Here is a 13,405-nt window from a genome sequence, read left to right as displayed (position 1 = left end):
GCCCTCGCGTGACTAGGCCCTGTTTTCGCGCCAGCCCCGCTCGAACGGCAACCGCCACGCATTCGGGGCGATCAATTGGTGAATAGCGTTGGGGCCCCACGTCCCGGGCGGGTAAACCTTGGCCGGCGGCGGGTCGTCGAGCAGCGCTTGCGAACGATCCCATAGTGATTCGATGCCTTCGGCGGTGGTGAACAGCGTGTGGTCGCCGCGCATCGCGTCGAGAATGAGCCGCTCGTAGGCCTCCAGCGTCTGGTCGGCCGTGTCGATCTCCTGCGAGGAGAACTGCATCGACAACTTGTCCAGCTTCATCCCGGGACCGGGTCGCTTGCCGTAGAAGGACAGCGAAACCTTGGAGTTGTCAGCGAGGTCGAACGTCAGGTGATCGGGACCCTGGGTCCCCACTCCCGATCCCGGTGGGAACATGCTGCGCGGGGCCTCTTTGAATGCGATCGAGATGATGCGGATGCCCTCGGCCATCTTCTTGCCGGTGCGTAGGTAGATCGGCACGCCTGCCCAGCGCCAATTGTCGATGCCGACCTTGAGCGCGATGAAGGTCTCGGTGTCGGAGTCGTTTGCCACCCCGGGCTCCTCGCGGTACCCGTTGTATTGACCGCGCACCACGTCGGAGGTCTTTACCGGCAGCATCGAGCGGAACACTTTGTTCTTCTCTTCGCTGATGGCATACGGCTCGAGGGCGGTGGGCGGCTCCATGACCACGAACGCCATCACCTGGAACAAGTGTGTGACGACCATGTCCTTGTAGGCGCCGGTGCTTTCGTAGAAATTCGCGCGCTGATCAAGACCCAGGGTTTCGGGAATGTCGATCTGGATGTGGTCGATGAAGTTGCGATTCCAGATCGGTTCGAACAGTCCATTGGCGAAGCGGAAGGCGAGGATGTTTTGCGCCGCCTCCTTGCCGAGGAAGTGGTCGATGCGGAAGATCTGCGATTCATCGAACGTCTCGTGCAGGAAGTCGTTGAGGGCCACCGCGCTTTTCAAGTTGGTGCCGAATGGCTTTTCCATCACGACTCGGGAGCGCTCGACGAGATTCGCGTCGCGCAGCGCGGTGATGACGTCGCGCGCCGCTTTCGGCGGGACGGACAGATAGTGCAGTCGCCGTACCTTCGGGCCCAGGTTGGCTTCGGCTTCGGCGACCGCGTTGGCGAGGGCCTGCGGCCCGGCGCCCTGCGGGACGTAGGTGACGTTTTTCGAGAAGTCGGCCCACTGGTCGGGCGATAGCTTGTGGGTGCCGTACGAATCGATCGCGTTCTTGGCGATATCCCGGAACTCGTCATCGCTCAGCTCTTCCAGCGATGTCGCGACGACCTGGATGTCGGGCGCGAGCTCGGACTGATCCAAGTAGGCCAGTCCCGAGATCAGCTTGCGCTTGGCCAGGTCCCCGGTCGCGCCGAACAGCACGATCACATGGGGGTCCAGCGGGTCGTAGTCGTGGCGGCGCGGACGCGATTCCGGCGCCGGGTAAGAGATCGTCTGCGGTTTCTTATCGGCCACGCCCGTGATACTTCCACTGTCGCGCTGTCTGCGCAGCCGCTGCCGTCGGATCATTTTTCGCAGAGATCAGATGTTCATCTCCGGTCGGTGGCGGTCGACGAGTATCTCTGGTTCGGCGGGCCGCTTATTTGCTTGCGCCAGGCGAGCATCGACTCGAGCTCGGAGAAGTCGTACCCGCTGTCGTCGGGATGGATTTCGGTGGTGAACAGCGTGACGCCCTCCTCGAGGAAGGCGTCGGCCGTCTTGGCATCGGTCCACGCCATCGCGCGTTCGATACCGGCCTCGTCGCGCCCGGCCTCGGTGGCCAGTCGCTTGAGGAGATCGTTCTTGCGACGGAATTCGTCGATGGGTTCGAAGCTGTGCCAGATGTGGGCGTGTCGCGCGGCGGCGGGAATGGTGCGGCGCTCGCCGCCTCCGCCGATCAGGATGGGGATCTGACGCAACGGGCTGGGAGTCAAATGGTTGAGCCGATATTCAATGCGCTGCAAGCCTTCGTCGAACTGGTCCATCCTCGATCTCACGGTGCCGTATTCGTATCCGTAGGCGATGAAGTCGTGCGGATACCAGCCGGCACCGAGACCCAGGATCAAACGCCCTCCGCTGATGTGATCGACGGTGCGTGCCATATCGGCAACCAGGTCGGGGTTGCGATACGGCATGCCACTGACCAGCAATCCGATCTCGGCTCGACTGGTGATCTCGCCCCACGACGCGAGGGCCGTCCACGCTTCGAAGTTGTTGACCTCCGGCTGTTCGTCCTGCAGCTGCGGGGCACCGTCGACGATGTCGATGAACGGCTTGTGAAAGTGGTCGTAGCCGAAGATGGCGTCAGCGCCGAGCTCTTCGGCGCGCAACACGGCCTGGCGCCACGTCGGGTAGTCCGGTGTTCCGCCCGCCCAGAGCTGGACGCCTATTCGCACCGGCCTCGGCCGGTCTACAGATGTCGCAGCGGCCGTCATCCCGCTCGTCGAGTCGGTCACGCTTCCTAGCCTTTCGAAGCCTTTCAAAGCCTTTTCAGATCCCCCAGGATGGATCGTTGCGGTGTCGGCCGGTTATTCAGTCGAACTGAGCGGACATGCGGTTCCTTCCCACCGGCGAATACCTCATTTTGTATCTGCCCCGGCCCAGCCCGTCCGCACCCGGGTAAAGCGAGCCGCCGGTGCGGTCGCCTCGGTCGGTATGTCAGCATTTGAGAATGAGTGCACTAAGGCTTGTTCGAATTGTTGGCGTCGCTACAGCGATGATGTGGGCGCTGGTTGGCACGCCGATTTCACCTATCGCGTCGGCCGATCCCTGCTCTGACGTCGAGGTGGTGTTCGCTCGAGGTACGCATCAGGAGCCCGGCCTCGGGAACATCGGTCAAGCATTCACCGACTCCCTTACTTCCCAGCTCGGCGGGAAGTCCGTCGGGGTCTACGCGGTCAACTACCCGGCCAACGACGACTACCACGCCAGCGCTCCCGCGGGCGCCGATGATGCAAGCGGTCACATCCGAGGCACCGTCGCCAACTGCCCCAACACCAAGCTCGTTCTCGGCGGATACTCGCAGGGATCGACGGTCATCGATCTGGCCACTCAGGCGATGCCGCCCACGGTGGCTGATCATGTCGCCGCAGTTGCCCTCTTCGGCGAACCGACCAGTCAATTCTCGAGCATGCTGTGGGGCGGCCAGCCGCTTCCGACGATCAACCCGATCTACACCGCCAAGACCATCAGCTTGTGTGCCCCCGACGACCCGATCTGCTCCGGCGGCGGCAACATCATGGCGCATGTTTCGTATATTCAGGCTGGAATGACCAATCAGGCCGCGACGTTCGCGGCCAACAGAATCCGCTAACGGCGCCGTCGCGCAGCGCCGCGCGGCGGATCGCAGCGAACAGAGCCGATTTGGTGCGCGGACGAGCAGCACCGCGAGTGAGGTTTCGCCGATGAAATGCGTGCTGGCCGGCTATGGGAGTCGTGGCGATGTCGAGCCGCTGGCCGCCGTCGGGCGGGAGCTGATGCGACGCGGTCACGACGTGCAGATGGCGGTCGCGCCCAACATGGTGGCCTTCGTCGAATCCGCGGGGCTGCCCGCGGTCGCCTATGGCCGGGACACGCGGGAACAGATGGACTTCGCCGCTGCGTTCTTTGGCAAGGTCTCGAATCCGGTCACCATGTGGGCCGACATCGCCCAGCACGTCAACGAGATCAAGGCCGAAAAGAGTACGGCGCTGACGGCATTGGCAGCCGGAGCCGATCTGCTGGTCGCGGCCTTCAACGAGCAGGGCCTGGCCGCCAACGTCGCGGAGTACCACGGCATTCCACTTGGCGCGCTGCACTATTTTCCGGCGCGGATTTTGGCGTCCGGCGAATTCGGCCCGCAAATCACCAAGGAGACCGACGACGCTCAGCGCCGCGCGCTCGGCTTGTCTGAGGTCGCCGGGGACTCGGCCCGGCCTACGGTAGAACTGCAGGCATATGACGAGATCTGCTTGCCGGGAACGGCAGCCGAATGGCTGGATTCGGATGCTTCGCCGCTGTTCGTCGGCGCGCTGACGCTGGGGCTGCAGGCCGATGCCGACGACGAGGTGTTGTCCTGGATCGCCGAAGGCACGCCTCCGATCTACTTTGGCTTCGGCAGCACGCCGCTTGCCTCTCCGGCGGAGACCGTCGCGGTGATCAGCGAGGCCTGCGCACGGGTCGGCGAGCGTGCGCTGATCTGCACCGGCCCGAACGACGTTGCCGGTCTCTGGGACGTCGAGCACGTGAAGGTCGTGGCCGAGGTGAACCATGCCGCCGTCTTTCCGGTGTGCCGCGCGGTCGTCCACCATGGCGGCGCCGGCGCCACGGCCGCGGGCCTGCGCGCCGGAGTTCCCACACTGATCCTGTGGTTCTGGCTGGATCAGCCGGTCTGGGCAGCAGGGGTCACAGAGCTGAAAGTTGGCTCTGGACGGGGCTTTATGGAAAGCACCCTGGACTCGGTGATCGCCGACCTGCAGGGCATCCTCACCCCAGAACGCGCGGCTCGGGCCCACGAAGTTGCCACGTTGATGAGCAAAGCTGACGAAAGCCTTGCGCGCGCTGTCGATCTCCTCGAGCAGGCCGCTGTCAAGCAACCGCGGTAACTCGGCCTACGTGATGATCACATCGTCTTCGTTAGCACGCGGTGTACCAACATCTTTGGCGGCTGGATGGCTCACGCCGGGCGCCTGGTCGCGTGCTAGCGCGACGGTGGATGCCACCATCGCGACGATCGCGACGAGCAGGCCAATCGCTGCCGAACCGCGCACCGCAAGGTGTTCGCCGAGCACGATAACGCCGAGCATCACCGCGACGACGGGCTCCCCCACCAGCATCAGCGGCACCGAGGCTTGTAAAGCGCCGGCGTGAAAGGCCGAGCTCTGCACCATGGTGACCGCCACCGCCAGCACGACCAGCAGGTACGGGGCCGGTACGGTCAGAAGTCCGTGCCATCCGCCGACGGCGTAGCGGTGCGTGCAGATCTTCGTCAACACGGCCACCATGCCCAGCAGAACCGCAACTGTGACCGCCAGCAACATGGCGCGGGTGCGGCCGTGGGTGCGCCGGGCCGCGACCAGACACACGATGACGAGCGGCGCGGTGAGCATCACCGCCATCGTCCACGACGGGATCGGCGAACGGTGATGGCCCTCGCGGGGCTGACCGACGAGCACGAACGCCGCCAGCGCCACGGTCAGCACGATCGCCCATGCCCATTCGGCTCCCGTGATGCGCTGATGGCACAGCCTCGCGCTGAGCGGCAGGGCAAACAGCAGCGACGACACCAGCAGTGGCTGCACCAGCAGCAAGGACCCATTTGCCAGGGCCAGGGCCTGGAACACATAGCCGGCGACGGCGGCGAGAATCCCGGACCACCACAACGGCTGGCGAACCACACTAGTCACCGTCGGCCGGGACAGGTCCCCGTCGGTCGGGACGCGTTGGGCGACTCGTTGTCGAACGACGATGCCGACTGCCGCCCAAAACGCGGCGAGCAACCCCGAGCAGATCGCGACGGCGTGCGAAATCACCCACCCCATGTTTCGGACTGGTACCCCGGATTGCAACGCCGCTAACTCTGGCCACACGGGATGCAGCCTTGCGTACCCGCGATCGGCGGCGGTCGCCGGGTCGCCGCGGACTAGTCTGGCGGCATGGCTATCGAGTCAACAATGCTCGCCCTCGGCACGCCCGCGCCGCCGTTCACGTTGCCCGACCCGGCAACAGGCGCCCTGGTCAGCCTCGACGAGCTCACCGGTCCGGCGCTTGTCGTCACGTTCATCTGCAACCACTGCCCGTACGTCAAGCATGTCGCGCCCGGGCTGGCCGCCCTGGGCAGAGATCTCGCCGAGCAAGGCGTCGCAATGGTGGGAATTTCCAGCAACGACGTCGCCACCTACCCGCAGGATGGCCCCGACGAGATGGTTACCGAGGCCCGCCACCATGGCTGGACGTTTCCGTACCTGTACGACGCGACGCAAGACGTTGCTCGCGCCTACTCCGCGGCGTGCACGCCGGACACGTTCGTGTTCGACGGCGAGCGCCGACTGGTCTACCGCGGCCAACTCGACGACTCCCGTCCCAAAAACGACCTGCCGGTAACGGGCGCCGACGTCCGGGCGGCCGTCGACGCGGTGCTGGCCGGACGTCCGGTCAACGCGGATCAGCGCCCGTCAATCGGGTGCGGCATCAAATGGCGTTGAGCCGACTTCACGCCGTCGACGCGCGATAGATTCTCCCCTGTTCTGGTCGCTGCTGGCGACTTCCGTTGTCAGGGCTTGAAATCGACTGCGGCCGTGCGCTGTTCACACGGCAAGCAGGCCACTGAGGTTACGCTCGGTCGGTTTGCTAAGAACGCGTGTGGAATATCACTCGTTTGGTGATCGGCAGAGATGGGCATTTCTCTGGACATGATTCCCGGCTACGTCATTCGCTTCGTGGGCCCCGCGGCCGCAGTAAGTGTGAGTCTTGGTGCCTCCGTCCTCTTTTCACCCGTCCCCTGGTCCTCGGCCGCGCCATGCCCCGACGTTCAGGTGGTGTTCGCCCGCGGCACCGGCGAGCCGGAGGGGGTCGGCGCGACCGGGCAGGCCTTCATCGACAACCTGCGCGGACGCGAGGGTGGAAAGTCGGTCGACGTTTACGCCGTCAATTACCCCGCCAGCAGCGAGTGGGACACCGGGCTCGACGGCATTCGGGATGCGGGCGCGCACGTCGTGTCGATGGCCGCCAGCTGCCCCAAGACCAAGATGGTGCTCAGCGGCTTTTCTCAGGGCGCGGCGGTCATGGGTTTCGTGACGTCAGACGCGGTGCCCGCCGGCGTTGACCCCGCAACCGTGCCCAAGCCACTGGGACCCGAAATCGCCGACCACGTCGCCGCGGTGGTGCTTTTCGGCATGCCCAACGTGCGGGCCATGAACTTCCTCGGTGAGCCGCCGGTGGTCATCGGGCCGACCTACCAGGCCAAGACGATCAAGGTGTGCGCGAACGAGGATCCGGTGTGTTCGGACGGCATGAACTTCACCGCCCATAACACTTACGCCGACGACGCCACCATGATCGACAAGGGCGCGTCCTTTGCCGCCAGCCGAATCGACACCGGCCCGGCCGCGCCGGCCAGTGTGGCGCACGCGCCCAGTAGCTTCGGCAATTAGACGATTATGGGTCGAGGGTGACCCGGTCGCCCACGCGGATGACACCAGGCGTCGTGGCTGTGAAGTAGATCCCCGCGCATGCTGCCAGGCCGCAACTGCCTGCAGGCAAACGATTTTCGGCGGCCGGCGTCCGTAGCGCCTGCGGCGCCTTTGGCAGTGGCCCGTGCTCGAGTGTCGGCACCACACAACGTGGAGTGAGTTCCAGGCCGCGCAGCCGCACCGTGCCGATGCCTATTTCCCTTTCCGTCCAACCATTTTCGACATAGGGCGGGCAACCTGCTGGGGTCGCGATCACGAGGTTCGGTCGGTAACGCAACGCCTCGACCCCGATGTGATCCAAGGTGGCGGTGGTGATCGCGTGCAGTGGAGCATCGTCGGTAAACGAATCTCCTGGCGTCGCGAGTCCAATTTCCAGGATGCGGCCCGCGACTTCGGCGTCCAGCCCGAGCTCGAGCAGCTTCTCCGGGTCCGGACGCTCTACCGTCGCGCCGTCGGGGCGCTTACTGACCAGTCGGACCGAGCGCCCCAACAACCGCGAGAGCACTTCATTGACTTCCGGATCATCGGCGGCAACCGTTGTGCCGTCGGGCAACCCGATGCTGACGCGGCCGGCGTCCCCGATGGCAGTGCACTTCAACAGATCACGCCATAGCCGCGCCTGCTTGGCGCTGGCCACATGCCCCGTCGTGCTGTCCACGAGTGCGAGCCGCCGGTCTCCCTCGGCGCCGCGTTCGTCGACGAACAAGGTCTCGACTTCCTCCCCGAGCATTGATTTCACTGGATAGCGGCGCAAACTCTCGACCTGCATGCCGACCATCTTCCACCAGCTCGCCACAGCCTTCGACGCGGCTCATCGCTGCGGTTCACCCGCTGGGCGTCAGCGCGATCTGCAGGACGAACCGTGGCTTTCGGCCGCGGGCGGCGATCGCTTCGATGAACGTCACCACGCGAAATTCCAAGCCGTACTTGCGTTTGATGAGCGATTGGACGCGCCTGACCTCAGCCGGGTCGGTGATCACCTGGGCGGTCCCCGCGAAGACGGGCTGACCGGGCGTGACCTTCCCGGTTCGTCCGCACGCCACCAGCGTGACCCGGGGATCGTGCCGAACCCGCTTGACCTTCCACGAGTCCGCCGGTGTCCACACCGAGAGCCGCGCGCCGTCGCCGACGATCCACATCGGCGACGCGACCGCATCGCCGTTGCGCTTGAACGTCGTCAAGGACACGAATTTCTCGGCGCCCAACTGGGCGTTCGCATCGTCGCTCATCGACTCCCCTCTCGGCCGCGATTAGCTCGCCGGCTATCCCGTCCCCCATTGTGCGGTCAACGGCTGGGTCGTGTACAAGAGTCTGATGGAGGATCGCGACCGCAGATCTTTCGACCCGGCGATGCTGCGCGAAGCGATGGCCCGGCGGTTGCACCGACGGACGATGTCCGAAGGTCGGCTCCATGTACCGGCCGTTCCGGGCATGCTCGACGAATACGTCACAATGTGCACGACCGTCTTTGCGGGCCTGGGCATACCCTACACAGACGAAGAAACCGTTCAGCTCAGAGCGGTGCTGGACGGCGAACTAGCGAAAGCCTTCAAGGCTTCCTCGCGTTCGAACATCGTCATCGAGTTCAATTCACCGTTCGGCACAACGCTGAATTACCGTGTCAAACCTCAGTGGGCAACGATCGGGGCCGATTACGACAACTGGGTCGACACCCGCGAGGGCTCGCTGTTCGGCACCGAACCCGATGCCCGTGTCTGGTCGCTCGCCAATGAAGCCGACGACCCCAGCACCTATCGGATACTCGATGTTGGCGCCGGCACGGGGCGAAATGCCCTCGCCCTGGCCAAGCGTGGGCACCCGGTCGACGCGGTCGAGCTGGCCGGGAAGTTCGCGGACATCATTCGTGCGGAAGCTGCCCGACATTCACTTGATATCAACGTCATCCAAAGCGATGTCTTTGTGGCGATGGAGGGCGTCAGCGGCGACTTTCAGCTGGTCGTGTTCTCCGAAGTGGTGCCGGACTTCCGGACCCCCCAGGAGTTGGGCGGCATGTTCGAACTGGCCGCGCAGTGTCTGGCCGTGGGTGGACGGTTGGTGTTCAACGCGTTCTTGCCGCGCGAGGGCTACACGCCCGACGACGCGGCGCGACAACTCGGGCAGCAATGCCACACCATGATCTTCACCCGCGACGAGGTAAGCAACGCCGCCGCCGGATTGTCGCTTGAACTCGTTTCCGACGAGTCGGCGTACGAGTACGAGAAAGCCCATCTGCCAGAAGGCGCCTGGCCGCCCACGGCCTGGTTCGACGGATGGGCCAGTGGCCAAGACATTTTCGATGTCGAGCGCGAGGACTCCCCCATCGAGTTGCGCTGGCTTGTGTACCGCAAGGTGGCTTGAGTCAGTGTGGCAATCGTGTCAATAGCGTCAGTCGTGTCAGTCGTGTCAGTGGGACGCGGTCAAGTCGCGGGTGGCCGGCCCTTCCAGTAGCGTGCCGTCCGGCGCGAATCGCGACCCGTGCAATGGGCATTCCCAGGCCTGGTCGGCGTCGTTCCAATTCACTATCCCGCCAAGGTGCGGGCAGACCGGCGAAACGCGGTGTTCGGTACCGTCGACGCGACTCCTGGCTTCCAACTGCCATGGGAGTCCGCTTACGACGCCGCCCTCGTCGGGCCCGGGGCTGCGCCGGCCGATGCGGGCGACCGGAGTGATCCAGCCTTTCGCCATGTCGAATCCGACCTCGAGGTTGGCCTGCATCGCGGTCAGCAGTCCGGTCAGCTCGTGCGGGCTCCAGCTGGCGAACGCGCGTGACCAGTCCATCCGGCCACCCAGGATGCGGCCCGTCAGCGCCAGCGCCGCAGCGGCGCCGTTTGTCATGCCCCACTTGTTGAAACCCGTTGCAATATAGATGGTTTCGCTATTCGGCAGGATCGGACCTACGTATGGCAGATGGTCGATCGGCGTGTAGTCCTGTGCCGACCAAAAATGAGTCTGCTCCGCGCCCGGAAAGTGGTTGCGTGTCCACGACGAGAGTTCGTCCAGGGCCTTGGCCGGACTCTTCTTACGGCCTACGGTGTGTCCGGCACCGCCCACGATCAACAGCTCCCCGTCCGAGACCGGAGCGTAGCGCACCGAACGCGTCGGTGAGTCGGTGGAGATCATCATCGGGCGGGTGATGTCGCCCGGCACCTTGAACGCTAGGCAGTACGAGCGGCTGGGCTTCACTCGCGCGAAATATCCGCCGCGATCGAGGATCGGGATCCCGGTGGCAAGGATCAGTGTGCCGGCCTCGAGTTCGATGTCACGCTGCGCGGCGTCGTTCACCTGCACCTGCACCTTGCTGCCGCGACTGGACACCCGCCGAACCCTGGTGCGCTCTACCAGTCGTCCGCCGCGGTCGAGCAGCTCGGCGGCCAACGAGTCCAGGAACTCCATCGGGTCGAACTGCGCTTGGTTGGGCAGCCGAACCCCGCCGTGGTACGGAAACGGCACGTCGGCGTCGTCGGCCCACTCGACGGGCAGGCCAACGGCCTGGCACGCCTTCAGTTCCAACCGCGCCGACGGCACCCCCTTGGCGGACTGGGCGTAGGTGTAGGCGTCCTCGTGTTGCACGGCGATGCCGCGCGATCGGCAGTGTTCGACTATCCAGCCCTGGCCCTCCCGGTTGCCGTCCACGTAGGCGCGGGCCAGCTCCTTGCCGTGCCGCGGCAACGCCTTCGACAAATGGGTGCCCTGCAGCAGGCTGATCTTGGCGGTGGTGTTGCCGGTGGCGCAGGCGCCTACGCTGCGCGCCTCCACCACCATCACCTCCTTGCCGGCGCGGGCCAGCAAGACAGCCGTCATCAGGCCCGTGATGCCGGCGCCCACCACGATGATCTCGGCGGAGTGGGACCCATCGTCGAGGTGGCTCGCAGTCCACGGCGGTTGGGTTCGATCGGCGAGCCAAAGAGAAGTCATGGCTGGCCTGATACCCGGCGTTGCCACCCGGAAACGCGGCCGCTGCTCGGAATCCGTGGCTAGCGTTGCTGCAGGAGCGCTTTGGCTTCGCGGAGCAGTTCGGCGGCATCGTGGCTGGCTTGTTGTGCCTTGCCATAGTTCTTTTCGGCGCGGTCGAGCTCGCGTTCCGCCTTGCGGAGGTCGACAAGCGCCTCGTCACGACGCTCGCGGGCCGTCTCCCTCGCGGATTTCGATTGCGCCAGCTTGTCGTCGGCGTCGGCCTTGTCTTGCTCGGCGGCCGCAACCGCCGCGGTGAGTTTCGCCAACCGGCGCTCAAGACCCTTCTCGCGGCCCTTCTCGCGCGGTTTGGCGGGCCCCGGTTCAGCGGCATCGCCGTAAGCGCCGAAGCCCGACCATTGCTCGGGGCGGTCCAGTCGCCCCAGCCGCGCCATGACCTCGGGATCGGCGATCGCGGCCTGCAGCGTGCTCGTGACGTCCTCACGCACCGCGGCCGACGGGCTGATGCCGGCCGTGTCGAAGGCCTTACGAACCAGGTCTTGGATCAGTCGATGCTGCTCGCCGGTCAGCTCGCGGATGCGGTGGCCATCCATCGCTGCATGCGCGGCGCGCAACCGGTCGCCCAGGTCGGCAAGTCGCCGCGTGACGTCCTTGTCCCCGATCGCAAGCCGATTGACCACCCAGGCCGCGGTGGTCGGTTTGCGGCTGGCCGAGATCCGTTTGGCGGCGGCCTCGTCGCCCCGGCGCCGAGCGGCCGCGGACAATTCGGCGCGCTGGGCCGTGAAGGCACTGGGCTGCCCCGAATACAGCGTGTCGAGTTCGTCGTCGGCCATGACGCCATGATCCTCTCGCAACCGGCGAGGACGTTTCAGCCGGCGCCCGTGCGGTTACTTTTTACGCGATGTTGTCTCCGCGCGGGTTCAACCTCGAGCCGGCTGATGAGAAACCCCAAGGATGCGCATTCCGATGAACCCCAGCAACGGTGCTGAATTCCTGCGGCGGTTTCGACCGGCGCACCGGATCTTGCTGTGCGTATTCGTCATCCTTGGACTTTGCGCCACGATTCAGATCGCCATATCCCCGCGCTGCTCGGATTGCTCTGCGAAAGCGACTGAGGCTCCGGAGATTTCGATTACTCCCGGTGTCAACGCACGAGACGTCGACCCTGTTTCGCTGGTGCAGGTGAAGGCCAAGAACGGGACGCTCGCCGAGGTCCGCATGGTCAATGAGGCCGGCAAGTCCATCGAGGGAGTGATGACGCCGGACAACACTGTCTGGAAGCCCACGACTCCCCTGGGCTACGGGCGCACCTATACGCTGAACGTCAGCAGCCGGGGCCCGAGCGGCGTTGTGGCAAACCATGTTTCGTCGTTCTCCACGCTACAGCCATCAAATCAGACGAAGGTGTCGTTCACCGCCACTTCGGAGACCGCGCTGCGAGACGGCGGCACCTACGGCGTCGGCACCGTGATCGTGGCCCACTTCGATGAAAAGATCGCGGACCGCGCCGCTGCCGAGCGTCGGTTGACGGTGACCACGAACCCGGCGGTGCAGGGCTCATGGTTCTGGGTGGATGCGCAGCACGCCCACTGGCGGCCGGAGCACTACTACGCGCCCGGCACCACCGTCACCGCCGAAGCGAAGATCTACGGGATTGCCTTGGGCGACGGCCTATTCGGGCAGGAAGATAGCCGAGTGTCGTTCCGGATCGGTGACGCACACGTCTCGATCGCCGACGATGCCACCAAGATGGTGAGCGTCTTCAGCAACGGTGCTCTGGTTCGCACCATGCCCACCTCGATGGGGATGGGCGGCATCGAGACGGTCGGTGCGCAGAAGATTTCGCTGTGGACCCCCTCGGGTGTCTACACCGTGCTCGACAAAGGGAACCCCGTGGTGATGGACTCCTCGACGTTTGGGCTGCCTAAGAATTCCCGCCTCGGCTACCGGGAGACCATCAACTACGCCACCCGAATCAGCATCGACGGCATCTATCTGCACCAGCTCGACGCAACGGTGTGGGCACAGGGACACACCGATACCTCGCACGGATGCCTGAACCTCAACGGCGACAACGCGAAATGGTTCTACGACTTCTCCGTGCCCGGTGATGTGGTCGAGATCCGCAACAGCGGCGGGCCACCGTTGCGGCTGGCCCAAAACGGTGACTGGACCCTCAGCTGGGACCAGTGGCGCGGCGGCAGCGCGGTGAAGCCAGGTTCCTGACGCCAAATCTTTACGCGGTGTTGCCTGCAGAAACTCTTGACTGATTCCAGATAAGTGGGTCA

13 protein-coding genes are annotated in these 13,405 nt (G+C 65.0%); 6 read left to right on the top strand and 7 right to left on the bottom strand.

All coding sequences use genetic code 11. From position 1 onward, the window contains the following. Positions 1-12: 12 nt before the first annotated feature. Positions 13-1,512, bottom strand: coding sequence for a glucose-6-phosphate dehydrogenase (zwf, locus tag MJO58_RS14825; RefSeq protein WP_090609071.1), 1,500 nt, complete (start codon positions 1,510-1,512; stop codon positions 13-15). Between the two features lie 74 nt (positions 1,513-1,586). Continuing rightward, positions 1,587-2,471, bottom strand: a complete 885-nt coding sequence (locus tag MJO58_RS14820) for an LLM class F420-dependent oxidoreductase (RefSeq protein WP_239723287.1) — start codon at positions 2,469-2,471, stop codon at positions 1,587-1,589. Between the two features lie 236 nt (positions 2,472-2,707). On the opposite strand from MJO58_RS14820, the gene MJO58_RS14815 reads away from it, so the two are divergent. Both MJO58_RS14815 and MJO58_RS14810 read left to right on the top strand, forming a co-directional pair. Continuing rightward, complete coding sequence (locus MJO58_RS14815) at positions 2,708-3,349, top strand: cutinase family protein (RefSeq protein ID WP_090602749.1); 642 nt, start codon at positions 2,708-2,710, stop codon at positions 3,347-3,349. A gap of 91 nt (positions 3,350-3,440) precedes the next feature. Continuing rightward, complete coding sequence (locus tag MJO58_RS14810; protein WP_239719863.1) at positions 3,441-4,619, top strand: glycosyltransferase; 1,179 nt, start codon at positions 3,441-3,443, stop codon at positions 4,617-4,619. Positions 4,620-4,625: 6 nt separating this feature from the next. On the opposite strand, the gene MJO58_RS14805 is transcribed toward MJO58_RS14810, so the two are convergent. Continuing rightward, complete coding sequence (locus MJO58_RS14805; protein WP_239719862.1) at positions 4,626-5,555, bottom strand: DMT family transporter; 930 nt, start codon at positions 5,553-5,555, stop codon at positions 4,626-4,628. Between the two features lie 114 nt (positions 5,556-5,669). Here MJO58_RS14805 and MJO58_RS14800 point away from each other — a divergent pair, with 114 nt between their 5' ends. Further along, positions 5,670-6,218, top strand: coding sequence for a thioredoxin family protein (locus MJO58_RS14800; protein WP_239719861.1), 549 nt, complete (start codon positions 5,670-5,672; stop codon positions 6,216-6,218). Between the two features lie 189 nt (positions 6,219-6,407). Next, positions 6,408-7,166, top strand: coding sequence for a cutinase family protein (locus MJO58_RS14795; protein ID WP_239719860.1), 759 nt, complete (start codon positions 6,408-6,410; stop codon positions 7,164-7,166). Positions 7,167-7,170: 4 nt separating this feature from the next. Here the strand turns inward: MJO58_RS14795 and MJO58_RS14790 are convergent, their stop codons facing one another. Together MJO58_RS14790 and MJO58_RS14785 are read right to left on the bottom strand one after the other, a co-directional pair. After that, on the bottom strand, positions 7,171-7,983 hold the full coding sequence (locus tag MJO58_RS14790) for an MOSC domain-containing protein (protein ID WP_239723286.1): 813 nt from the start codon (positions 7,981-7,983) through the stop codon (positions 7,171-7,173). A 46-nt stretch (positions 7,984-8,029) separates the two neighbouring features. Continuing rightward, complete coding sequence (locus MJO58_RS14785) at positions 8,030-8,434, bottom strand: PPOX class F420-dependent oxidoreductase (RefSeq protein WP_239719859.1); 405 nt, start codon at positions 8,432-8,434, stop codon at positions 8,030-8,032. Positions 8,435-8,519: 85 nt separating this feature from the next. Between MJO58_RS14785 and MJO58_RS14780 the strand changes: the two genes are divergently transcribed. Beyond that, entirely contained in the window at positions 8,520-9,563 is a 1,044-nt protein-coding gene (locus MJO58_RS14780; protein ID WP_239719858.1) for a class I SAM-dependent methyltransferase, read from the top strand. Between the two features lie 45 nt (positions 9,564-9,608). On the opposite strand, the gene MJO58_RS14775 is transcribed toward MJO58_RS14780, so the two are convergent. Both MJO58_RS14775 and MJO58_RS14770 read right to left on the bottom strand, forming a co-directional pair. Continuing rightward, entirely contained in the window at positions 9,609-11,120 is a 1,512-nt protein-coding gene (locus MJO58_RS14775; RefSeq protein WP_090602735.1) for an FAD-dependent oxidoreductase, read from the bottom strand. A gap of 59 nt (positions 11,121-11,179) precedes the next feature. Beyond that, positions 11,180-11,950 (bottom strand): hypothetical protein, encoded by a 771-nt coding sequence (locus tag MJO58_RS14770; RefSeq protein WP_239719857.1) that lies wholly within the window; start codon positions 11,948-11,950, stop codon positions 11,180-11,182. A 133-nt stretch (positions 11,951-12,083) separates the two neighbouring features. On the opposite strand from MJO58_RS14770, the gene MJO58_RS14765 reads away from it, so the two are divergent. Next, the gene (locus tag MJO58_RS14765; protein WP_239719856.1) at positions 12,084-13,343 is read left to right on the top strand and encodes a L,D-transpeptidase; all 1,260 of its coding nucleotides are present in this window, start codon (positions 12,084-12,086) and stop codon (positions 13,341-13,343) included. The last annotated feature ends 62 nt before the right edge of the window (positions 13,344-13,405 follow it).

This window comes from Mycobacterium lentiflavum, assembly GCF_022374895.2.
Classification (GTDB): domain Bacteria; phylum Actinomycetota; class Actinomycetes; order Mycobacteriales; family Mycobacteriaceae; genus Mycobacterium; species Mycobacterium lentiflavum.
This window is presented reverse-complemented; position numbering and strand designations above follow the sequence as displayed.